Source organism: Flavobacterium cheongpyeongense (assembly GCF_003202435.1).
Classification (GTDB): domain Bacteria; phylum Bacteroidota; class Bacteroidia; order Flavobacteriales; family Flavobacteriaceae; genus Flavobacterium; species Flavobacterium cheongpyeongense.
Genome location: NZ_QJHK01000027.1, coordinates 1 through 24,802, shown reverse-complemented (window position 1 = coordinate 24,802; position 24,802 = coordinate 1). Strand labels below are relative to the sequence as shown.

Below are 24,802 nucleotides of genomic sequence, written 5' to 3'. Positions count from 1 at the left end.
TTTTAATTTTACAGATGCTTTCAAATTTTAAAAATCATATTTCGGCAAGATTCCCTTTTTTGGAAAACAAAAAGCTCTTTCTTGCTGTTAGTGGCGGATTGGACAGTATGGTTTTACTGCATTTATTACAGCAATTAGAATATAAAATTGCGGTTTTACATTGTAATTTTCAGCTTCGTGGATTAGAAAGTTTTGGCGATCAGGATTTCATTCGAAATTACTGCGAAGAAAATAAAATCTCTATTTTTTCAACTCAGTTCGACACCGAAGCTTTTGCAAAAGATTATAAACTTTCTACCCAGATAGCAGCCCGTGAGCTTCGATACAGCTGGTTTTACGAACTTCTTGAAATTCATAATTTCGATTATATCCTGACAGCACATCACGCAGATGATAATCTGGAAACTTTTATCATCAATCTCAGCCGTGGAACAGGATTGGACGGTTTGCTTGGTATTCCGGAACAGAATGACAAAATTATTCGTCCACTTTTACTTTTTTCAAGGGAAGAAATCCTGAATTATGCGAAAGAAAACAATATCGAATGGCGGGAAGACAGCAGCAATGCTTCGAATAAATATCTGCGAAATAAAATCCGTCATGATCTCGTTCCTGTTTTAAAAGAAATCAATCCGAAATTTCTGAAAGCTTTCCAAAAAACACAATCTTATTTGCAGGAATCTAATGAAATGGCCGAAGATGCGTCTATTATGATTTACCAGCAAGTTGCAAAAGAATACGGAGAAGAAATACATTTTGATTTGAATCAGCTTAAAAAATTACCCAATTACAAATCGTATTTATACCAATGGCTGAATGAATTTGGATTTCTGGCCTGGAAAGATATTTACGATTTAACAGATGGACAATCAGGGAAACAGATTTTTTCGACAGAGTTCAGATTGCTCAAAAACAGGGATACGTTGATATTAAGTCCGATTTCGAAAATAAGACAATTAGAATTTGAAATTAATAAAACGGATACGCAGGTTAATATTCCCTTAAAGTTGCGTCTTTGTAACGTAAGTCACATTACAGAAGGATCAAATAAGATTATATTTGTCGATGCTGAAAAAATCCTTTTCCCTTTGATTTTACGTAAATGGAAAGAAGGCGATTCTTTTCAGCCTTTTGGAATGAACGGAAAGTCAAAAAAAATCAGTAAACTTTTTAAGGATGAAAAGTTATCATTAATAGAAAAAGAAAACTGCTGGCTTTTATGTTCAAATAATCAGATTGTATGGGTAGTTGGAATCAGGCAGGATGAAAGATTTAAAATAACAAACACCTCAAATAAAATACTTAAAATAGAATTAGAACAATGAAATCAAACACAAATTGTCAGGTTATAATTTCGAATATTTGGAATAAACTTACTGTATTTTTAATGATTTTGATTTTTGCTTTTGCAAAAGGAAACGCTCAGGTTTTAGAACCCGTAAAATGGACTTCTAAAATCGAGAAAAAATCTGAAACCAATTTAGTTTTAATTTTTGACGGAATTATAGAAAAGGACTGGCATATGTACTCACAATTTACGCCAGACGGAGGTCCTCTCGCTTTAGAAATTTCCTTTAAAAACCAAAAAGGAAATTATGAATTAATTGGCAAGGCCAAAGAAGGAAAGACAAAAACAGCTTTTAATGATGTCTTTGGTGTTAACGAAACTTTCTTTGAAGGCAAAGCACATATTGAGCAGGAAATCAAAGTTATAAACCCTAATTTAAAAACCGTTGAAGCTGAATTTGATTTTCAGGTTTGTAAAGAGGTTTGCATCAATTCGAATAAAAAATTCTCTATAGCTGTTCCGGCAACTTTTAAAATGGAGACAGTTCCGGCTGTAACAGAAGCTAAAAAGGACGAAACCCAAAAAGAAGGTTTAGTTGTTGATACAGTAGTTAAAAAAGAAGCAGATTCTAAAGTAATTAAATTAGAAAAAATAGATAATGCAACGGCAAAAGTTGTAGACGATTTACAAAAGCCTGCTCCGGCAAGAAGCTTATGGTCTATCTTTTTTATTGCTTTTTTATCCGGTTTTGCGGCATTGTTAACACCTTGTGTGTTCCCTATGATACCAATGACGGTAAGTTTTTTTACCAAACAAAGTAAAAGCAGGGCAAAAGGAATTCGTAATGCTATTCTTTACGGACTTTCTATTATTGCTATCTATGTAATTTTAGGTTTAATTGTAACAAAGATATTTGGAGCAGATGCTTTAAATGCATTGTCAACAGATGTTTGGTTTAACCTGATTTTCTTTGTGATACTGATTATTTTTGCTACTTCATTTTTAGGCGCTTTTGAAATTATGCTTCCAAATTCATGGGCAAATAAAGCGGATCAGCAGGCAGATAAAGGCGGTATAATTGGCATATTATTTATGGCTTTGGCTTTGGCTATCGTTTCATTTTCATGTACCGGACCAATTGTCGGAACCTTATTGGTCGAAGCGGCCTCTAATGGTGGAATCGCTCCGGTTGTTGGAATGTTGGGATTCTCATCTGCATTGGCCTTGCCGTTTATGCTATTTGCGATGTTTCCGGGATGGTTAAATTCATTGCCAAAATCGGGAGGCTGGTTAAATACGGTAAAAGTGGTTCTTGGCTTTTTGGAATTAGCTTTAGCTCTTAAATTTTTATCAAATGCGGATCTGGTTTTACAATTGCATTTTCTGGAAAGAGAAGTTTTTATAGCCATCTGGATAGCCATTTTTGCAGCATTGACATTGTACTTATTTGGAAAAATAACATTGCCTCACGATAGTCCATTACAACATATTTCTGTTGGAAGGCTGTATTTAGGATTGCTTACACTTGTATTTACATGTTATCTGATTCCAGGACTTTGGGGAGCTCCATTAAAGTTAATCAGTGCTTTTCCTCCACCACCACAATATAGCGAAAGTCCGTTTGGATTAGGTGGCTCAGATAATGCAGGTGCTACTTCGGATGAAGGTTTGCCTAAAGGTTCTGAATTAGGACCACACGGAATTATGGTTTTTCATGATTATGAAGCTGGTTTGGCTTATGCGAAATCAATTAACAAACCCATTATGCTTGATTTCACCGGTTATGCCTGTGTTAATTGCAGGAAAATGGAAAACAATGTTTGGTCTGATACTAATGTTTTACCTATTCTTAAAAATGATGTAGTTTTGATTTCCTTGTATGTTGATGATAAAAGAGAATTGCCAAAAAGTGAACAATTTGTAACAGCTGATGGTGATGAAATTATAACCGTAGGGGATAAATGGACAGATTTTATGATCTCAAAATACAAGACTAATACGCAGCCTTTGTATGTTATCACAGATTTGAAAGGAAATAATTTAAACAGCTCAAAACCTACTATTAGTTACGTTAGTACAGAAGAATATTTGAAATGGCTTAAAGAAGGAATTTCAAATTTTAAATAGGGAGGGTCTTTGTGAATTAATTCTTCTCAAAATAATTAACCTGTTGTATTCAAAAGTCAGTTAGCATCTTTTTGTGTAGGGAAACGGAACAAAAAAAGTATCCGAAATCGTTTTCAATGCTTTTTTTCTTTTCACGTTACATTTTCTATGAAAATTCGAACTGACGAAAAATTACCATTAAAACTAATGAATCCAACGCGTTAAATTAGAATAAAACAGAACAAAGGATATAATAATGTTTTCGTTATTGTTCATTTAGTCTTTGTTTACAATACAAATAAAAAAGAGGCTGTCCGAAAATCGAAGCTAGGCCTCTGAGAATTACATAAATAAAATTCGTCTCCAATAGGAGTCCAAATAGTATAAAAAAAGGCTGTCCTTACTTTTAGGACAGCCTCTTTTTTTGTGGTTATTTTTTGGTTATGGTTGTTTATTTTTACAAGAATTCTCCGTGTTGAGAGATATCTAATCCTAGTTCTTCTTTTTCTTCAGAAACTCTTAAAGGAGTAATTTTATTAACGATGAAGAATAATGCATACGAAACTCCAAAAGCAAATATTGAAACCAATACTAATGCTTTTAATTGTATTAAGAATAAAGTAGCGTCTCCGAAAATTAATCCTTGGTTGTCACCTACAATTGAATTTACTGATTTAGAAGCAAAAACTCCAGTCAATAACATTCCTACCATACCACCAACACCGTGACAAGCAAAAACATCAAGTGCATCATCAATTTTTCCTTTAGGGAATTTACTAACAACAAGATTACTAATTACAGCAGCAATAATACCAATTGCTAAAGCGTGAGGAATTGATACAAATCCAGCAGCAGGTGTAATTGCTACCAATCCAACAACTGCACCAATACAAGCACCCATTGCAGATAATTTGTGACCTAAAATCTTATCAAGGAAAACCCAGGCCATAGCAGCAGAAGCAGCAGCAACAGTTGTAGTTCCTAAAGCCTGAGCAGCAAGGCTTCCTGCTCCAACAGCAGAACCAGCATTGAAACCAAACCATCCGAACCATAATAAACCTGTACCTAATAGTACATAAGTGATTCTTGCAGGATTTACTTTTTGAACTTTACGCTTCCCTAAGAAGATAGCTCCGGCTAATGCAGCCCATCCTGCACTCATGTGAACTACCGTTCCTCCAGCAAAATCCAAAACTCCCCATCCGAAGAATAATCCATCTGGATGCCAAGTCATATGACATAATGGAGCATATACTAACAAAATAAATAAAACCATGAATAATAAGTAAGCCCAAAAACGTACACGCTCAGCAAAAGCTCCTGTAATTAAGGCTGGAGTAATAATTGCAAATTTTGCCTGAAATAATGCAAAAAGCAAAAAAGGTATTGTTGGTGCTAACTCCCATGCCGTATTGGCACTGACACCCTGGAAAAATATATTTGAAGTAGGATCTCCAATGAATCCGCCTATTGATGGTCCAAAGCAAAGCCCAAAAGCAATTACTACCCATAAAACAGTAACAATTACCATGGCCATAAAACTTTGCAGCATGGTACTGATTACGTTTTTCTTGCCTACCATACCTCCGTAGAAGAAACCTAAACCTGGAGTCATTAATAATACAAGGGCAGTTGCTACAACCATCCATGCAGTATCACCTGTATCCATTTTTAATTCAACAACATGAGCGCCTAATGTCTTTGATTCAGTAACAAATGAAATTGAAAAAATTGAGAGTAACAAAATTGTGATGAGGATCACACTTAAAATAATTTTTCGCATAGTTATTTAGTTTTAAAAATTTTGGTAAAAATATGAAATCATTACACAACCCCCATAAAAAATACCACATGTTGCCCAACTTTTACTAATTTTTCATTTTACACCCCTATATTTTGAATGTATTACTTTAAAACAATGGTAAATTTACAAAATATCAAACCCAACTTAAAAAAAGGTTAACCTTTTAGCATATTTATTACACATAATATGTAAGAAATAATACGTTCATTATGAAAAATACATCTATTTTTTAATTAGTTTGATTTATATTTGATTGTTTAACATTCTTTATTAATATAATTTAAACATGAGTGGTGTAAAAAAAATAAGATGGGGAATCATTGGTTTAGGAAATATTGCCAATCAGTTTGCTGCCGATTTAGAATTAATAGAAGATGCCGAATTGTATGCTGTGGCTTCCAGAGACATTACTAAAGCAAATGAATTTGCCAAAAAGTATGATTGCAATAAATATTATGGATCCTATAATGATCTTTTTGAAGACGATAACATAGATGTCGTTTATATAGCAACACCCCATAATTCACACACAGAATTATCAATTCTGGCAATGAAAAACGGAAAACATGTATTATGTGAAAAACCTTTATCATTATCTTACAGCGATGCTTTCAACATGATTGAAGCGTCAAAAAAATACAATAAGTTTTTCATGGAAGCTTTTTGGACACGATTTATCCCGTCAATAAAGGAACTTCTGTCCAAAGTAAAAAATGGCGAGATAGGAGAAATTAAATACCTCAAGGCTGATTTCGCTTATTACAATAATGAGTTAGCAATTAGACTGACAGACAAAAAACTGGGTGGCGGAGCCCTTTATGATATAGGAGTTTACCCTCTATTTATATCCTACCTAATACTCGGAATTCCAGAAGAAATCATATCAAAATCAACTTATCATACAACAGGAGTCGATTTGCAGACCACTATGATTTTACAATACCCATCGTCCCAGTCAGTTTTACACGCGGGTTTAGTTTCGGCTTCTGACATGAAAGCGACCATTAGCGGGACAAAAGGGAGAATCGACATTAACTCCCCTTGGTTTATGACCGAAGGATATTCAATTATTAAAGATGGACAGGAAGAAAAATTTAAGATTCCCAATATTGGAAAAGGGTATGCTCATGAAGCAATTGAATGTCACAACTGTATCAGGGAAAATCAAATTGAAAGTCAATTCTGGTCGCATCAAAACAGTTTAGACTTAAGCAGCATGGTTGAAAAGGTCAAAAATCAAATTGGTTTAGAATTTCATTAATAGTTGGTAGTAAAAAAATATTTCTTAATAGTGATACTTTATTTGTTAAAATATAATTTTACTTTATTATATTTAAAAAATTATTTACAAATAAGACCTTCATATGTTAATTAAAGTTTTTGGAAGTGCTGTTTTTGGAGTTGAAGCCACCACCATTACCGTAGAGGTAAATATTGATAAAGGAATTGGGTATCATTTGGTAGGTTTACCCGATAACGCCATAAAAGAAAGCAGTTATCGTATCGCAGCAGCACTTAAAAATAATGGATACGCCCTTCCCGGAAAAAAAATAACCATAAACATGGCACCTGCCGATTTGCGCAAAGAAGGTTCTGCTTATGACCTGACTTTAGCAATTGGAATTTTAGTAGCCTCAGACCAGATAAAAGCAACTGAAATTGACCGCTATATTATCATGGGAGAACTTTCTCTTGATGGCGGCTTACAATCCATAAATGGTGCGCTCTCCATTGCAATTAAGGCTAAAGAAGAAGGCTATAAAGGTTTTTTTCTTCCAAAGCAAAATGTAAAAGAAGCCGCTATAGTTGCTGGATTAGATGTTTATGGAGTTGAAAATGTGCAGGAGGTCATTGATTTCTTTGAAGGAAAAGGAACTTTGGAACCGACAGTTATTGATACCCGTGCAGAATTTTATAAAACCCTGGATTTTCCTGAGTTTGATTTTTCTGATGTTCGTGGGCAGGAAAGCATTAAACGTTGTATGGAAATTGCGGCAGCCGGAGGACACAACATTATTTTGATTGGTCCTCCAGGAGCAGGAAAGACAATGCTTGCCAAACGTTTACCAAGCATTTTACCCCCCATGACCTTGCGTGAAGCATTAGAAACCACCAAAATTCATAGTGTTGCCGGAAAATTAAAAGAAGTTGGTTTGATGAATCAGCGGCCATTTCGTAGTCCGCATCATACTATTTCAAATGTAGCCCTAGTCGGAGGAGGAAGTTATCCACAGCCAGGTGAAATTTCAATGGCTCATAATGGTGTTTTGTTTCTGGATGAATTGCCCGAATTTAAAAGAGATGTTTTAGAAGTGATGCGTCAGCCTCTGGAAGACAGAGAAGTGACTATCTCAAGAGCTAAATTTACAGTAACCTACCCTTCTTCTTTTATGCTGGTGGCCAGTATGAACCCAAGTCCGAGTGGTTTTTTTAACGATCCATCTATGCCAAATACTTCATCACCCCATGAAATGCAACGCTATATGAGTAAAATTTCCGGCCCTTTATTAGACCGAATTGATATTCATATTGAAGTCACACCCGTACCTTTCGAAAAATTATCAGATGATAACAAAGCAGAAAGTAGTGTTGCTATTCGGGAAAGGGTCACGGCAGCCCGTGAACTTCAGTCTGTCCGATTTGAAGAAATGACTAATATTCATTACAACGCACAAATGAGCAGTAAATTAATCCGGGAGTTTTGTCCTTTGGATGATCAATCCAAACAACTATTGAAAACAGCAATGGAACGTTTAAATCTTTCAGCAAGAGCTTATGACAGAATTTTGAAAGTTTCGAGAACTATAGCTGACTTGGATGCTGCGCCGCATATAATTTCCTCTCATATTGCTGAGGCGATTCAATACAGGAGTTTAGATCGAGATGGTTGGTTGGGATAAAAGGGAATTGTTTTTTTATCTGTGTCAAAATCGAAATCTTTAAAAGTTCTCATATGGGTTTTTGATAAGGTTAGAATGAAACGAATTATAGTTTTTATTTAAATAATTTAATTCTGATATTTATTCAGGAGTATTTGCATATAGTCAATTTATGGATAAAGAAATAGTATTTAAAGGTGAATGGTTCTTGCCTGATAATTTAGATAAGAAAATCAAAGGTATTCTAACATTTAAACCTAATGAGAAATATAGTTTACTTGAACTATTTGGAAGTTTTTATGAATTTGAAAATACTGATAATATCGATTTTATTTTAGGAAGAAGTTTTGACGGAACTGAAATTACTTTACATAAATGCTACATTCGTAATATAAGGGGTGTGCCAAAAAATCCTGAACAAAAATTAAGAATGCGTAATTTGAGCGGTCAACAATCAAGTAGTTATGCTTTAGAGTTTATATTTGAAGGTGCGCATATAAAAAATTATGATGAATTATCCTTTAACGAAATTCTCTCTGAGATATTTAATCTTGATGAATGGCTTGGTGTTCACGGATTTTCAAATATAGATACTAATTTTGAAAGAGATAATAGTTTAAATCTTAATCTAAATTATGTTGAACCAACATCTATTGAATTTAAAATTAATGAAGAATTAAATGGAGCATTTAGATTTAATACAACTACATCTAATACATCAACATTTCAAAAAGAATATTTTGTAAAGCAAACTACATATTTAACATTATTATCAAAAGTTTCAATATCTCTTACTGATTGTATTCATTATTTATTTAAGTTTCAAAATTTTTTAGTTATTTCCTTATACAGGCATACCAATCCTTCAAATATTGAATTAATATGCGATAAAATATTTGATGATGTTAGAACTGGTGAAATAGAACACATCCAAATTCCTAAGCGAGTTAAATTGTATTATAGTCATCGAAAAAACATCGTAAATGAAATACCGAGAACTCATTTTCAAATGTTATTCACTTATGATGATATAAAAGAAAACTTTCCTTTAATAATTAATAATTGGTTTGAAAATTATAAGAACTTAAATGCTACTTTTAATTTGATATTTTATCATTTTTATATGAATGAAAAAATAATTGATGTTTTCTTTTTGAATTTAGCACAAGCAGCAGAAAGCTTTCATTATTTGTTAAATATAAATAATAAACAATGTAGAATATTACCAAAGGCTGAATTTGAACAAAGAAAAAAGAAAATTAAAGAATCATTAAATGATGATGATTTATACGATTGGATAAATATGCAACTCAATAATAATTTAATTTTAGAAATGAGATTAAAGGAGCTTATTGCAAAATATTCAATTCCTTCAATTTCAAATTTTATTGGCGATACTGAATTGTTTGTAAAACAAGTCAAACATTCAAGAAATTATTATACACATTTTAATCCAAGTGTTAAAAAGAATGCTTTAGATGGTATAAATTTAGTGGAGCTATATATGAAACTACAACGACTTTTAATTGCGGCAATTCTTATTGAAGTGGGATTTGATAAAGAAGTACTAAATCAGTTATTTATTAATAAATCATCAAGAGTTTTTAACTAAAGAGAATATGGAAAAATATTATTTTATTGTTATCTAGTTGTTTATTCAGTCATTCCAACCTTAGTCGCTTTATATGTAACTGAACATGTCAAAGCTAGTGTAAAAAAATCTTTTGATAAAAAGTTTGAAGAAGTAAAAAAAGAACATTTAATTGAAATTTCTCAGTTTCAAACTGAAATTAATGCATTGAAGGCAAAAGAAAATTTCAAGTTTACTAAACTGTACGAAGAAAGACTTGTAGTTTTATCTAAATATCTTATGGTATTCACTAGAAATTTCTAAAATTCAAGCTGAACTTTATTATCTAAAATCTATTCCATAATCGCTGGACTAAATTTTCATTTTCTTTTACTATCAGCACAAAAAAAAGACAACCGTTTCCAGTTGTCTTTTAAATATAAATAAATTAGCTATTTCTTAATTACGCTATTTTAGCAATAATAGAATTGAATGTTTCGCTTGGACGCATTGCTTTGCTGGTTAATTCAGGAGTTGGTTGGTAATAACCTCCAATATTTTGAGGTTTACCCTGAGCACCAATCAATTCAGCATCTATTTTAGCTTCATTTGCTTCAAATTCAGCAGCAATTGGAGTAAAGATAGCTTTCAATTCGGCATCTTTGTTTTGAGCAGCCAAAGCCTGAGCCCAATAAAATGCTAAATAAAAGTGAGAACCACGGTTGTCAATCTGACCAACTTTACGGGCAGGTGATTTATCATTAGCAAGGAATTTATCATTAGCCTGATCTAAAGTTTCAGATAAAACGATAGCTTTAGAATTGTTTAAAGTTTGCCCTAAATGTTCTAATGAAGCACCAAGTGCTAAAAATTCTCCTAATGAATCCCAACGCAAATAGCCTTCTTCTGTAAATTGCTCAACGTGTTTAGGGGCAGAACCTCCGGCACCGGTTTCAAACAATCCACCGCCATTCATTAAAGGAACGATAGATAACATTTTTGCAGAAGTTCCTAACTCTAAAATTGGGAATAAATCAGTTAAATAATCACGTAATACATTTCCTGTTACAGAAATTGTATCTTCTCCTTTGATGATTCTTTCTAAAGTAAATTCAGTAGCGGCAACAGGATTTAAGATACGAATATCCAAACCTGTAGTATCATAATCTTTAAGGTATTTTTGAACTTTTACGATCAATTCCCTGTCGTGTGCTCTGTTTTCGTCTAACCAGAAAACAGCAGGAGTACTTGACAAACGAGCTCTGTTTACAGCCAGTTTAACCCAGTCCTGAATTGGGGCATCTTTAGCCTGACACATTCTGAAAATGTCATTAGCCTCAACGCTTTGTTCCATTAAAACAGTTCTGTTTGCATCAACCACACGAACAACTCCGTCAGCTTTCATTTGGAAAGTTTTATCATGAGATCCGTATTCTTCCGCTTTTTGAGCCATTAATCCCACGTTAGGCACACTTCCCATCGTTTTTGGATCAAAAGCACCGTGTTTTTTACAGAAATCGATAGTTGCAGTATAAATACCAGCGTAACAACGATCTGGAATAACAGCAAAAGTATCCTGTAATTTCCCCTCTTTGTTCCACATTTGACCTGAAGTACGGATCATTGCAGGCATAGAAGCATCAACAATTACATCAGAAGGTACGTGTAAGTTAGTAATTCCTTTGTCAGAATTTACCATTGCCAAAGCTGGTCCATTTTCAATTGCCTCGTTAATGGCAGCTTCAACTTCAGCCTGCTCAGGTTTTCCTGAAATTTTTGCATAGATATCGCCTAAACCATTTTTAGTATCAATGTTTAATTCACTGAATAAAGTTTCATATTTTTTGAAAAGATCAGCAAAATATACTTCCACGATAGCACCAAATATAATTGGGTCTGAAACTTTCATCATGGTAGCTTTTAAATGCACAGAAAGCAAAACTCCTGCTTGCTTAGCATCAGCAATAGCATCAGCAACAAAACTTTTTAAAGCTTTTAAGTTTAAAACAGAGCTATCAATGATTTCTCCGGGTTTTAGCGGAGTGCTTGCTTTAAGAACAGTTGTTGTTCCGTCTTTTGCAACGAATTCAATTTTTACATCATTAGCTTCTGAAACAGTAACCGATTTTTCACTTCCGTAAAAATCACCGTTTGGCATTGAAGCCACTTTAGTTTTTGAATCAGCAGACCATGCCCCCATTGAATGTGGATTTGCTTTTGCAAAATTCTTTACTGCTCTTGGAGCTCTTCGGTCAGAGTTCCCCTCACGTAAAACAGGATTTACAGCAGATCCTAAAACTTTAGCGTATTTTGCTTTAATTTCCTTTTCAGCATCATTTTGCGGATCTTCAGGAAAATTTGGCACGTTGTAGCCATGAGATTGTAATTCAGCAATTGCCGCTTTTAATTGCGGTACAGATGCAGAAACGTTTGGTAATTTGATAATGTTAGCTTCAGGTTGTGTAGCCAACTGACCTAATTCTGCCAAAGCATCTCCTGTTTTTTGAGCATCTGTTAAAGATTCAGGGAAATTAGATAAAATTCTTCCTGCCAAAGAGATATCTCTTGTTTCAATTGCAATACCTGCTGTCGAAGTAAAAGCCTGAACAATAGGCAGTAAAGAGTAAGTCGCTAATAATGGCGCCTCGTCAGTTAAAGTGTAAAAAATTTTTGAATTCTGTGTCATTTCTTTTTTTTTTATAATCGTATTACCAGAGAATGGCAATGTGAAAAGGTATATTCGGCTCAAAATGAGCGGAGCAAATATAGTAAAAACAGTGCGAAAACGGTGTAGTTTTGAAGAGAAATCCTGAAATTAACAGATTGTTATTTGAGTGACCTTTAATTGTTGAATTAATGATTTTAATGCTAAAAAATTACAGTTTTAACAGGTTGAAAAATAGGTCGAAAAAAAAACTCGTTTCAAATTACCTGAAACGAGTTTTTTATAACAAAGAGATAAATAATTATCTTCTTTTATCTTTAATCTTAGCTTTTTTACCAGTAAGATCTCTGAAGTAGAAAATTCTTGCTCTACGTACAGCACCTTTCTTGTTGATTTCAATTTTTTGTAAAGCTGGTAAGTTTACCGGGAAGATACGCTCAACACCAATAGCTCCAGACATTTTACGAATAGTAAAAGTTTCTGTATTACCAGAACCTCTTCTTTGAATAACAACTCCTTTAAAAAACTGAGTTCTTGTTTTTTCACCCTCTTTAATTTCGTAGAAAACTGTGATAGTGTCTCCAGCTCCGAAAACAGGGAAATCTTTTCTAGCAACTAATTCGTCCTGAACGAATTTCAATAAATCTGCCATGATAATTTAAATTATGATTTTATATTAGAGCAACATTCACGGATCTCGCCAGAGGTTAGTCTAATTCGGGTGCAAAGGTAGAAAATAATTATAAATTATGAATTATAAATTAATAAATTATTTTAAGTTACTGATAAATTGGTGGTTAGTCGCAGTCGCAGTCTCAGTTTTTAGTCTTTGTCTTTGCCTTAGTTTTCAATCTGGATTTGTTGAAAACCGAGACCGGGACTGAAAACTGAAAACTGAGACTGAAACCTTTTAATGACCTTCCAGTAAATCCGGCCTTCTGTTTTTTGTATGCTCGTACGCCATATCTTCGCGCCATTTGTCAATTTTAGCAAAATGTCCGCTGGTTAAAACTTCGGGGACTTTCCATCCTTTATAATCTGCTGGTCTTGTATATATAGGTCCGGAAAGCAAATTATCCTGAAAACTATCTGTCAATGCAGAAGTTTCGTCACTTAAAACCCCTGGAATCAATCTGATTAAGGCGTCAGATAAAACCAAAGCACCTAATTCTCCACCCGATAATACATAATCCCCGATCGAAATTTCTCTGGTAATGAAATGATCGCGAACACGCTGATCTACACCTTTATAATGTCCGCACAAAATTATGATATTTTCATACATCGACATGGTATTGGCCATTTTCTGGTTCAGTGTTTCACCATCAGGCGACATATAAATGATTTCATCGTATTCGCGCTGGCTCTTCAAATGTGTAATACAGTCGTCAATGGGCTGAACTGTCATGACCATTCCGGCTCCTCCTCCAAACGGATAATCGTCTACGCTTTTTTGTTTATTGGTTGTATAATCCCGTAAATTATGAAAATGAACCTCAACCAGACCTTTGTCAATGGCACGTTTCATAATCGAAGCTTCAAAAGGGCTTTTTAGTAATTCTGGTAAAATCGTAATAATATCAATTCGCATTTTATTTCTTGAATAGTTCTAAGCTGCAAAGATACAAAGTAAATATTTGAGAAATTTAAAGATTATCAACATCGATAATTGATTTTACGAAAACGAAAGCCCTAGCCCGGATGGAAGCGGCATCCTTTTATGCTCTTGTTTTTTTTAAAACGAGAGCATAAAAGATATAGCGTACAGCCGGAAACAGCTTCGTCAAATTCAATGACTAATCCATACATTCCATTAGCAACAAATCGCCATTTTTGTGGATAATAGTAACGATGCCGTCTTTTGCGACTGAATTGCTGCTACCCGTTCTATAGCCCATTGTCAGGGTGTCATTTTGGAGCGGATATTCTAAATTAGTTGAATAAATGCCGTTTACAACACCAATAGGAATGAGTGAAATTGGCGTTTTTGAGGTGTACCATTTCTCGAATTTATTGGGCAGCAAGAATATTTTGGAATGGTCATCGAGAATTACGATTTTAAGCAAATTGCGGTAACGAACGATATTGGTTAGGTTTGTAATGGTATGATCTGCGCGTTTTCCGGTGGCCCATACAACGTTTACAGCGGGAATTTTTCTGTCGATGAGGTAATCAAAAGCTTTTTCTAAATCGGTTTTGTTTTGATCTGGGGTGTGTACAATTTCGATTGGATATTGTGCTGTTTTGTAGATTTCAGGATCAAAGCCCCGATCGAAATCCCCTAAAAGAACATCTACTTTTATCCCTAATTCTATAACTCTTTCGATCGCAGAATCAAGTACTACAACAAGCGGTGACCATTCGAGCAGTTGTCCTAATAATTCAGCGTTGCAAGCGGCTCCGTTGGCAATAATTAATGCGGGTTCCTGATCGTCGCGTACAATATGGTGTGATGACATGCTAAATTACTGTTTTTTGAGTTGATGCAAATGTACGAAAGAAAGGGATTTTTGAATGTTGATTAACCATTTTAGATTTTAGATTTTGGAATGCAATTTTAACTCAATGGTTGATTTTTTTTACTGAATTAGTCGTCTGTGATAATTGATTTGCCCCAAATGATAGGCTAAATGTGTGGAAAGATGAACCAGAAAAAAGCCGGTTGTCATTTCTTTTTCGAAAACAATTTGAGGATAAGTCTTGTTTAAATCGGCTTCGGATAAAGAGTCCAGCACTGTATTTATAACTAAAATAATGTCGTTAATTTTATTTATTAATTGATCTTTTGGAACATCTTTTTCAGAAAATTCCAGAGGACGATTACGAACATAATCCGTTTTGCCAAGTGTTGCACCTATATATGTATTGAGGTTTCCAAGCAAATGCAGACACAGGTTGCCTGCAGAATTAGAAATGTTTTTATCAGTTACCCAAAGCTGACTTTCGGTTTGGTACAATATAATTTCTTCTTTTAATTTGTTGAGATCGCGGTTGAAAAGTGCTTTCAGGGTTTCAATTAACATGATTTTACATTTTATTTTTTTACAGGAATCCAGATTTCCTCTTGAGAATCCGGATCATCTTTTTTATATTTTTCAGTCATTACAGCAAAATGTGGCCTGTCGTCAACCCTATATTCTGAAGACGGAAGCCACTCTGTAAAAATGTAACGATACGTTTTATCTCCTTCAATCGCCGGACCGACATGCACAAAAACAGCATATAATCCGTCCGGAATTACTAAAATGTCCATATCTGATGGAATTTCATTGAAATCTGAAACTTCTATGGCCGCCCATTTTTCAAAAGTGTTTTTTGCATCAAAATAATCAAAATATCCTACAGGAAAAACTTCCAGTGAATACAAATTAGTGTTCATTGAGTTTTTGATTTCTTTTCGGTTCGGCATAAAGCTGCTCCATAACTGGAATGTTTTATTTTCTGCAAACGACATTGTAACGTGTTTACCAATGAGTTTTTTCTGAGTTAAAATTTCAATTCTGGCTTCCATCCGAATTAATTATTTGACCGTATATTTTTTTGTGACTGTTTCACTCATAGAAAAGTAACCTAACGGATAATTACTTTTATCAGTTGTATTGATAATATTACCTCTTACTGTTGCCGGAGGAGTTTGAAAAGGACCACCAATATTACTGCCTGCAATACTACCTAATATATTCATGTAATTATAATACTGTTTTGAAATTCCAAAATGTGTTATTTCGATTTCCTCTCCGGCTTTTAAATCTTCTTGATCAGAAATGCTGAAAAATTCGTTACCTTGATATAACTCATCTTCATTAGCATAACAGGTAGAGGTCTTTTTATTTGAATATACATATTGGTATAAATAATAATTCTCTACATCTGGCGGATCATTATAAAAAGCTCTAACGACGATACCTGCAATATTGCCTGCATTGTATTGTTCAATACGTGTTATTGGAGTTACTGATTTTAGCGTTTCACTGGCTGTATAAGTACTCCCATTGGTCATCACAGTTAAAGTATAGGTCTCATTTATTACCGGCTTAAAATTAGTACAGACGTATCTCCCTGAATTTGGTACCTCTGTAAAATTAAATTGTTGGTTAGTACTATTTTTAACATAAACAGTGGCTCCAGAAACCATTGGAATTTCATCTTCAAAATAACCTGTTGTAGTTGTCAGTTTTATTGTTTGCTGAGCTCCGGAAGTTCCTTTTTGCCAATTGATAGCTGCTTCTATTACTAATTTTGGAGCAGTGGTATCTAAATCAACCTCAACTACTTCTTCACAACCCGTAAAGAGTGTAGAGATAAAAAACACTAAAAATAAGATTTCTTTTTTCATACTTTATATTTTATTTCTTTTTACAGAAAATGATTTTAAAACTTAAAATTATAATTAACTGCCGGTACAATTCCAAAAATAGATGTTCTTACTGCTTCATTATAACCGGTATTCATATTTTGACGAAAGTTAATTGAAGCTGCATTCTTTCGGTTATACAAATTATACAAACTAAAAACCCATTCACCTTTCCATTTTCTGTTTTTATTATTTGCCGGTTTTAATGTAGCCGAAACATCCAGATGGTGATAAGCAGGTAGCCGATTTTCATTTCGTAATCCATAACCCGGAACAGTTATTCCTAAATATTCATACTGACTATTGGGATAGGAAACCGGCTGTCCGGACTGCAAGGTAAAATTAGCTCCAAATGTCCATTTTTCATTTAAATTATAAGAAGATGTAATGGCCAAATTATGTAATTTATCATAAGCAGAATTATACCATTGACCGTTATTGATTCCCGATTCTTCTGGCGTTCTGCCAGAAGTTTGTTGTTCTGATCTTGAAAGAGTATACGAAATCCAGCCATTGAATTTACCTTCGTTCTTCTTAAGCATAACTTCTAATCCATAGGAGCGCATTTGCCCATTTAAAATTACTTGCTCAATTGCGTCATTTGCAATCAGATCAGCCCCATCAATATAATCTAACCTGTTTTTAACTTTTTTGTAATAAATTTCTGTTTCAAGTGAATACGCTCCGTCATTGAAGTTTCTAAAATAACCTAAAGCGACCTGATCTGCAATTTGCGGTTTGATATAGTTGTCGCTTGGCATCCAGACATCAAGAGGCGTTGGGGATGATGTATTAGAAATTAACTGAAGGTATTGTGCCATTCTGTTATAACTCGCTTTTATTGCAGCATCATCATTAAGTTGAAAGGAAATTGAAAACCGGGGCTCAAAATTATTATAACTTTCAACAACTTTATTTTTTTTGTAATATTGAGTAGCAATTGGTGTAGCTTTTTCATAAATCTGCATATCTGAATTGAACACAACCGGAGTATTGTTTTCATACAGGTTAATTGTCGAAGCTCCTAAACGATAAAACATACTAAATCTTAAACCACCGTAAACCGTAATCCTGTTAGAAAGCTGACTTTCAGTACCAATGTAAGGTGACATTGCTAATGCATATTTTTTATCTAATTGCTTAGGATTGATTGTAAATTCATCACTTAAAGGTTTAATTATTCCGGGGTTAAACTCATAATAAATTCCGTTTAAACCATAATTTAATTTGAATTTATCCGAAATAAAGTTCTCAAAATCGTATTTGACAGTATAATTCTTTATTCCGGAATTCCATTTGAAACCTACAAAATTCAAATCAAGTCCATAATAATAATCACTGTAGATCAAAGATAAATTTGCAAAGATTTTATCCGAATACAAATGACTCCAACGTAAATTCAACATAGAATTACCATAAGTATTCATAAAGACTTCATTAAGTTTAAAAACGTCACGCCCAAAATAACCTGAAAAAAACAAGCTGTTGTTATCGTTTAGTTTATAACTCAATTTGGTGTTTAAATCATAGAAATAAGCCGCATTGCCTTTTTGCTCTTCCGATAGTTTTAGGAATAAATGAGCATAAGATGCTCTTCCTCCTACCAAAAATGAGCCCTTATTTTTTACCAAAGGACCTTCGGCAAGGATTCTGCTAGAGACCAGCCCTACTCCGCCTTTTACATGAAACTCTTTACTATTTCCGTCTTTTTGATCAACATCCAAAACTGAGGATACCCTGCCTCCATAACGTGCGGGAATCCCTCCTTTATACAATTTCAAATTCTTAATAACATCGGGATTAAAAACAGAAAAAAAACCAAAAACATGTGAAGAATTAAATATAGTCGCTTCATCTAATAAAACTAAATTCTGATCAGCACCACCTCCCCTGACATTAAACCCTGAAGCTCCTTCGCCTGCATTTGTTACTCCCGGCAATAGTAAAATAGATTTTAAGACATCGACTTCGCCTAAAACCACAGGCATTTTTTTGATAGCAGAAATAGACAGTTTATTAACACTCATTTCAGACGATTTAATATTGACCTTATATCTCCCATCCTTAATTATGACCTCCTGAAGTTCTTCAGTCCTTCCTCTTAAGAATAAACTCTCTTTTGTATCCTGCCCTAAATACATGATTTTTTCGGCTTCCTGATACCCTAAATGGTTTATTTTTAATTGATGTTCACCAGCTGGTAGTGCCAGCGAATAAGATCCAATTTTCAAAGCTGGAATATGCGTATTTTCCACTATTAGAGTTTCATTATTACTAAAATCAGTGATAGTATCGCTTAATGTAAACTTCTCCTGAGAGAATGAAATTAAAGTAATGAGAAAAATAACAAACGTGCTGTTTTTTTTTGTAGTTATATTTCGTAAGTAAAACATATTTAATATTTTTTTTTTAACAGAATTTAATTGCAATTAATAATTTTGTAAAAGGAATATTAAAAAGCTCCTTGGGGAGAGGAGCTTTTTAATTAACTAAAGTTGTTTTGGGTAATAATTTTATAGTTGGGGCACTATGCAATTATTACATTACAAATGTCGATTACTTTTTAAGCTTTTTCTTTAACTATTAGATGGTTAACTCCTTGCTGTAGACCAATGGCTTTTGAAAATCGTTAACAAGCACGATAGCGCGTTTCTTTATCTTGCAAGGCACGTTTTCTGTTAAAATCGAGTGTGAAATTTCATTTGATAAAGGCAATAAAAAAAGCTCCATCTAGACGAGGAGCCTTTTTATTAACTAAATAATCCGTTGCTTTCAATTAAAAATTATGGACTGAAATTGCAGTCATAAATGGTTCCTATAAAAAGTTGGAGATACGTTAAGTGATAAATTTTCGTGAAAAACAAAAGAATTTTTCGGCATTTTCCTCATTTCTACCAGAAAGAAGGATTGTTATCTGATTTTGATATTGTTGATTTTAAAGAAATGGGAGATTGTTTTTATATCTGTTTACATGTGAAAAACATTCTTCAAAAAGATTCTAATTTGAATGAATTTGAGTCCAGAGTATTTTAGGAACGAGCCTTAAGATATCGCTTAATTTTTTTCATTCCTTCGATTTAAGCAACATTACGAGTTTAAAAAAATTGCTGAGTTTTTAAAGGCGATCTTTACTGTTTTTTTTTAACCACCATTTCATCGTCTGTAATTTATCTGATTCTAAGCTTGATAAATCCCTTTTTTCTATTTCATCAAATGCTTTTTCAAGGTTTTCAACTCCATAATTGTCTTTGAGCCAAAAAGGCAATTCTTCAACACTTTTATTCCAGTTTTTCAAAACCCTGTTCATTATTGAATCTAGGGTATCTTTCGTTTTAGGGTTCAAACTTTTTAGTATTCTTCCTACATATTTTTGATCTGTATAAACAGAATCAGTTCTTTCTTCATTTTCAAAAATCCGGATAATGCCTTCAATAATTACCTGCCCCTCTACTTTGGGCAAAATTTGAATTAATTGCCGTATTCGTAAATCCCCAACTTTATCCATCATATCAACTGATTTAAAAAACTCCTCTTTAAGATCTTCAGCCGTTGTCGGAAATTTCATTTTTATTTTTGAGTTTGAGGATAAAAAAAACGAAAAGAATTTGAAACAGCGGGATGTAAAATAGTAGCGTGATTCTCGTTAGGTAAATAATCAAAAAAGACTTTAATACTTTTATTTTTTGATATTTTTATTTTTTCCGCCAACAGATTAGCGTCCACTTCCATTACTCTCGGGATTTCTGTAGGCGTAAGTCCTTCTTTTCCAACAGCAATATAAACCTCCGTTGGTTCTTTAAAGCTTTCCTGAAAAATTTCAGAATCCTGATTCAGTAAAGAACCATTATCCCACCATAAACTAGGGCTTACAATTACATATTTATTAAAAAGTGAAGGTTTTTTTAGTAAAATTTCAGTTTCCAGCAATCCTCCCAAAGACTGCCCAATTATGGTTCTCGATTCGGTAGTTCTATATTTTTTATCAATGAAAGGCTGTAATTCTTTTTCAATAAAAGCAATAAATTTATTTGAATGTCCAGAACCAGGAAAACGCTTTTTATCGGTTTCAATAGTTGTTGAAAAAGTAAAATCCCGCCTTCTGTCTACAGTCGCAATACCCACTACAATTGATTTTGGAACCTGATTAATCCATTCGAAACTATTAAACTGCACCAAACCAGAAATATGAATAAAATCTTCATCAGCAGAACCATCCAATAAATAAATGACCGGATATTTTGTTGCATCCTCAACCTTGTAACCTTCTGGAAGATAAATATTTAAAACTCTTTTTTCGTTTAGCTCTTCTGACTGAATTTCGTCAATAACACCTAAAACAAAAGGTTTAGTGGCTTCAGCAGGTTTTGATTTTTCTTTTTGACTAAAAACTGTTGTGGTAGCTATTAATAGTACAAGGATAAAAAAATTATTCATTTTGGTATTGAAGTTTATTTGCATTTTCTGTTTACCCACCTGCTAATCATTTTAAAGGTTTCCTCTTTAAACGAGTTTTGCCTGTAAAATTTCCTTCAGATCTTTTACACTTTTTCTGCTTTCCGCTTTAAAACCAAAAATAACCATTCCAATTCCACCTAAAAGCATTAAATAGGGAATAAACATAAAAAATCCTGCTTCAGTATTAAAACCACTATTAAAAATTAAAGTATAAGTAACGCCCAGGCAAGCTAAAAAAACACCACCTAACCAAATAATCATAAAAACTTTTACAATATCTGTAAGACTCATTTTTATATCGATTTTAGAACCGTTTAAATCATCTTTAATATATCCTTTTATGACAGGTAAAAAGGAATTTCGATAATTAATTGCCCTTTTTATTTCAAAACTATTCTTGTAGATTTTACCAACATAAGGTTTACTATAACAATAATTATTAGCTCGAAAACCAAAAGATTTTTCAACTTCAATTTCATTCTGAAGCTGTTTTAACAGTTCTTCTTTTGTCAAATTTGAATGGTAAACTAGTTCTTCAAAAGGCAGATATTTTTTAAGCATATAAAAAAATATTTTTAACCGAAAATACAAATTAAAATCATATTTCAATTAAACAATATTATCAATTTAAAAACAAAATCCCATCTCAAGTAAGCGAAATTTCATATTCAAATAAAGCAAGATTACAATCAGAACGCTTGAAATCTTTGTTTCAATTTCGTTCGTTGTTACTTAAAGCATTACACTATTTAAAACTTGATTTTCGAAATGTATTTTATCTTCTAATTCTATTCCTGACTATAATGTTTTTAAATTTGGCTTTTAGATCTTCACCGGTATCAAAAACCATTTGTTCGTTATTAGGAAAAGGTACTGACCGTTTATTAAAGTAACCTAAATAATTTTCGTCGCATGCGTCTCTGTCACCTCGATAAGTCGAATAAACGTTTTCAAAAACATATTCGCTTGCTAAAGGAAATGATTGTAGTAGCTGATTGCTCTTTAAATCTACATAATCCACTTTAGCAGTTACCTGACATGCTTTAAATTGTCTGAATTCGAAAATTCTAATTTTAATCTTCTTAAAATTATCCACTTTAATCGGGCGCCCTAAGCTATCTTTCACCGGTTTTCCTCTGCTGTCTAAAAGGGTTTTAACCCCATCCTTAATCTCTTTTTCTTTTTCAAATTCCTTTTCTTTTATTTGTTCCGGAGAAATATAAATTTCCCTGAAATTTAAAATCAGACCATAATCGTAATGAATGTTTTTTTGTTTGACGTTATGATAAACTGTCCATTTGTCGTTTAGTCCATAAGCACTAAAATCCAGTAAATCATCCTGCAATTGCTTCGGAATAACCATATTGGTTTCGTTAGTAGCATAAACATTCACGAAATCAGTTCCTTTAAACTGGGCATCATTCATTAATTTTCTGGCGTTTTTATAATTTGGATTAATGTTTTCTACATACGCCAAATCATCATACGCCTTTCTTGCATCAAGTTTATTGGGAGATTTTATTAAAACTTGCGCATTTTCATATAAAAACTTAGATAAAGCATTTTTACTGTTTACAATCTGATCAGAATAATTATCAAAAAGAAATTGAGCATTTTTTCCCTGCTTCAACAACTGAAGCGGTAATATAGGCCTGATCTTTTCCTGCCGATTGTTTAGCTGCAGATAGGTATTGTAGATGAGCTCGAGATTGGCGGGATTTTTTTCTTTTTCCATCATTTCAAGATTTCTCAAGTCCCTGTCTTTTGCTTTTACAAAAGCTTCTTCCAGCAAATACACATACTCTTGTTTTCCTTTAGAATCTTTGTTGGTTTTTAATGCTTCTACAGCGCGGTTTATTGCAGCATCATAATTACCATCGCTAATAAGTGATTGTGTAGTTTTTACGCCACATGATGAAGCAAGAAATAATATAGCTATTAATAAAGTAATTTTTTGCATACGGATCATTTTAAAGATGTAAATATATCTTTTTTAACTTTCAACAACTATACCTTTTTTGAAATTTAATTTTAAGAATCAGAATATCATTTACATAATCGCTTCTTTGAGGTTTACTGCAAAATCCCATCAATTTTAGCTTCTGATTTTTCTTTTACTGGGCTGTCCGGATGAAAACTCCAAATGACGAGAAATTTTCCTTTTACGATATATTCCTCAGGATGTTCATCTGTAGGCTGACCGGCTTTTCCCCACAACAATCCCTGCAGAAAACGCTCTCCTTTAAATACGTGCTCAAATTCAAAATACATGATTGATCCACTATCCGGTCTGCTTTTAAAACTTTGCATTGCTTTGGTTTTCAAAGTCCCAACAATGTTACTGTATGTTTCAATATCATTGTAAAAAGTACAGGCCTGTATAGAAACACAGTTGTTTCCGTCGCTGATGGTATAGCCTTTTGGAATTTCTTTAGGTTTTAGCTTTAAATCAGCTATTGTCTGACTGAATAAATTAGAGTTGAACAAGGTGAATACCACCAATAAGGGAATTGAGATTTTCATGGTTTTGGAGTGTTTTTGTAAGTCTTAAACGTTAAAATTTGAAAGTGTAAAAAAAATAAATGATTCTCTGCTTTGTATCATACTCCCGTAATGCTTGCTATTATTAGTCTATCGAAAAGTCTTTCTCCAAAATACCTTCGATTTAACTTGTAAACAAACTCATTTAGATAGAATTGCAGATATTCTCTTTTGATTTTGTGATGATTTTCCAGAAAATTTCGTTCTGCATTACTAATTGCGATATGAACGTAGCACAAAGTTTCTTTTGTTGTGTGTTTATCTGATTTTTCAGTAATATGTATTTCAACATAATCTGAAATATCAACATAAGAGGTACTTTTATCTGAAAAAACAACACTTTTCTCTGAAATTGATTCTTGAATTGTTTCATTAATTTTATCTACAATATGGTCTGTAAGTATTTTTGCTTAGAAACATCGACAATCACTTGATTTTTCTCCAGTTTCAATATCTTCTAAAGGAGTAGATTCGGCTATAATGGCTACATTTGATTTGCCCACAGCTTTACAACCTCTAATACCTTTTCGTGTTCAATCACTGATGATTCAATACTGAAATAGTCTTTATCAATCTATCATTCCTTCCAAACTATAACGAGAATCACTGTTTCCCATTGCTTTTCGTAACTTATGAACCATCGCCCAAACAGGTTCATACCCTTTCAAACCAAGTTGATTTTGAATTTCTTTAGTAGAGAATCCTTTTTTAGTTGCAGTCAATAAAAACATTGTTTTATACCAAATCATGAACGATAAATTTGAACTTTACAGTATAGTCCCACTACGCAACGAAGTTCGTTTTCTACATTCTATGCATTCATAACTCCATCTGCTTTTTATCCAAAAATGTTCTTTGCATCCACATTTGCATTGAATTCCGATCTTGTCTCTTTCTTCTTTAAAATGAATTCTACAAGATTCTTACTCCCAAAATTTGCTGTAAAACTAAATAAATTCATTGCTTTTTTTATTAAAGATCATTGTTGTCCGATATAAATAATCGGAACGTTATTTTTTCTTTATTCTTCAAGGCTTTACGAGGTTTTAACCTAGTTCAGCTTGTTTTCGACTACTTTATTGAGAATTCGATGTACTAAAAAATATAATTTTTGGTTTGTTCTATCGAATTTTATCCGGT

19 protein-coding genes and 1 pseudogene are annotated in these 24,802 nt (G+C 33.2%); 5 read left to right on the top strand and 15 right to left on the bottom strand.

Translation table 11 applies throughout. From position 1 onward, the window contains the following. Window positions 1-14: 14 nt before the first annotated feature. The gene (gene tilS / locus DMB65_RS20110) at window positions 15-1,325 is read left to right on the top strand and encodes a tRNA lysidine(34) synthetase TilS (RefSeq protein ID WP_110308420.1); all 1,311 of its coding nucleotides are present in this window, start codon (window positions 15-17) and stop codon (window positions 1,323-1,325) included. Then, on the top strand, window positions 1,322-3,415 hold the full coding sequence (locus DMB65_RS20105) for a protein-disulfide reductase DsbD family protein (protein ID WP_110308419.1): 2,094 nt from the start codon (window positions 1,322-1,324) through the stop codon (window positions 3,413-3,415). The genes tilS and DMB65_RS20105 overlap by 4 nt, the downstream gene beginning before the upstream one ends. 436 nt (window positions 3,416-3,851) lie before the next feature. On the opposite strand, the gene DMB65_RS20100 is transcribed toward DMB65_RS20105, so the two are convergent. After that, a complete protein-coding gene (locus tag DMB65_RS20100; protein WP_110308418.1) occupies window positions 3,852-5,177 on the bottom strand; it encodes an ammonium transporter in 1,326 nt (441 codons plus the stop codon). Window positions 5,178-5,484: 307 nt separating this feature from the next. On the opposite strand from DMB65_RS20100, the gene DMB65_RS20095 reads away from it, so the two are divergent. The 3 genes from DMB65_RS20095 to DMB65_RS20085 all read left to right on the top strand — a co-directional run bounded on the left by DMB65_RS20095 (window position 5,485) and on the right by DMB65_RS20085 (window position 9,689). Next, window positions 5,485-6,459, top strand: a complete 975-nt coding sequence (locus DMB65_RS20095; protein WP_110308417.1) for a Gfo/Idh/MocA family protein — start codon at window positions 5,485-5,487, stop codon at window positions 6,457-6,459. 103 nt (window positions 6,460-6,562) lie between these two features. Beyond that, complete coding sequence (locus DMB65_RS20090) at window positions 6,563-8,098, top strand: YifB family Mg chelatase-like AAA ATPase (RefSeq protein ID WP_110308416.1); 1,536 nt, start codon at window positions 6,563-6,565, stop codon at window positions 8,096-8,098. A gap of 151 nt (window positions 8,099-8,249) precedes the next feature. Further along, on the top strand, window positions 8,250-9,689 hold the full coding sequence (locus DMB65_RS20085) for an ApeA N-terminal domain 1-containing protein (RefSeq protein ID WP_110308415.1): 1,440 nt from the start codon (window positions 8,250-8,252) through the stop codon (window positions 9,687-9,689). A gap of 421 nt (window positions 9,690-10,110) precedes the next feature. Here DMB65_RS20085 and DMB65_RS20080 read toward each other — a convergent pair whose 3' ends face one another. The 14 genes and pseudogenes from DMB65_RS20080 to DMB65_RS20010 all read right to left on the bottom strand — a co-directional run bounded on the left by DMB65_RS20080 (window position 10,111) and on the right by DMB65_RS20010 (window position 24,623). Continuing rightward, window positions 10,111-12,333 (bottom strand): NADP-dependent isocitrate dehydrogenase, encoded by a 2,223-nt coding sequence (locus DMB65_RS20080; RefSeq protein ID WP_110308454.1) that lies wholly within the window; start codon window positions 12,331-12,333, stop codon window positions 10,111-10,113. 280 nt (window positions 12,334-12,613) lie between these two features. Next, a complete protein-coding gene (gene rplS, locus DMB65_RS20075; protein WP_110308414.1) occupies window positions 12,614-12,964 on the bottom strand; it encodes a 50S ribosomal protein L19 in 351 nt (116 codons plus the stop codon). 258 nt (window positions 12,965-13,222) lie between these two features. Next, window positions 13,223-13,903, bottom strand: a complete 681-nt coding sequence (gene trmD, locus DMB65_RS20070) for a tRNA (guanosine(37)-N1)-methyltransferase TrmD (protein ID WP_110308413.1) — start codon at window positions 13,901-13,903, stop codon at window positions 13,223-13,225. 205 nt (window positions 13,904-14,108) lie between these two features. Beyond that, window positions 14,109-14,771 (bottom strand): thiamine diphosphokinase, encoded by a 663-nt coding sequence (locus DMB65_RS20065; RefSeq protein WP_110308412.1) that lies wholly within the window; start codon window positions 14,769-14,771, stop codon window positions 14,109-14,111. 120 nt (window positions 14,772-14,891) lie between these two features. After that, the gene (locus DMB65_RS20060; RefSeq protein ID WP_110308411.1) at window positions 14,892-15,335 is read right to left on the bottom strand and encodes a DinB family protein; all 444 of its coding nucleotides are present in this window, start codon (window positions 15,333-15,335) and stop codon (window positions 14,892-14,894) included. A gap of 11 nt (window positions 15,336-15,346) precedes the next feature. After that, window positions 15,347-15,823 (bottom strand): GyrI-like domain-containing protein, encoded by a 477-nt coding sequence (locus DMB65_RS20055; protein ID WP_110308410.1) that lies wholly within the window; start codon window positions 15,821-15,823, stop codon window positions 15,347-15,349. Window positions 15,824-15,832: 9 nt separating this feature from the next. Next, window positions 15,833-16,648: a DUF4249 domain-containing protein gene (locus tag DMB65_RS20050; protein ID WP_110308409.1), complete on the bottom strand. Its 816-nt coding sequence runs from the start codon at window positions 16,646-16,648 to the stop codon at window positions 15,833-15,835. A 35-nt stretch (window positions 16,649-16,683) separates the two neighbouring features. Further along, window positions 16,684-19,059, bottom strand: coding sequence for a TonB-dependent receptor (locus DMB65_RS20045; protein ID WP_110308408.1), 2,376 nt, complete (start codon window positions 19,057-19,059; stop codon window positions 16,684-16,686). 722 nt (window positions 19,060-19,781) lie between these two features. After that, complete coding sequence (locus tag DMB65_RS20035; protein ID WP_110308406.1) at window positions 19,782-20,231, bottom strand: hypothetical protein; 450 nt, start codon at window positions 20,229-20,231, stop codon at window positions 19,782-19,784. Window positions 20,232-20,233: 2 nt separating this feature from the next. Further along, a complete protein-coding gene (locus DMB65_RS20030; protein ID WP_110308453.1) occupies window positions 20,234-21,100 on the bottom strand; it encodes an alpha/beta hydrolase in 867 nt (288 codons plus the stop codon). Window positions 21,101-21,166: 66 nt separating this feature from the next. Beyond that, on the bottom strand, window positions 21,167-21,682 hold the full coding sequence (locus tag DMB65_RS20025; protein WP_110308405.1) for a hypothetical protein: 516 nt from the start codon (window positions 21,680-21,682) through the stop codon (window positions 21,167-21,169). Window positions 21,683-21,896: 214 nt separating this feature from the next. Then, window positions 21,897-23,081: a hypothetical protein gene (locus tag DMB65_RS20020; RefSeq protein ID WP_110308452.1), complete on the bottom strand. Its 1,185-nt coding sequence runs from the start codon at window positions 23,079-23,081 to the stop codon at window positions 21,897-21,899. 113 nt (window positions 23,082-23,194) lie between these two features. Continuing rightward, window positions 23,195-23,644: a hypothetical protein gene (locus tag DMB65_RS20015; protein WP_110308404.1), complete on the bottom strand. Its 450-nt coding sequence runs from the start codon at window positions 23,642-23,644 to the stop codon at window positions 23,195-23,197. 77 nt (window positions 23,645-23,721) lie between these two features. Beyond that, window positions 23,722-24,623: pseudogene (locus DMB65_RS20010) on the bottom strand (IS1595 family transposase). Between the last annotated feature and the right edge of the window lie 179 nt (window positions 24,624-24,802).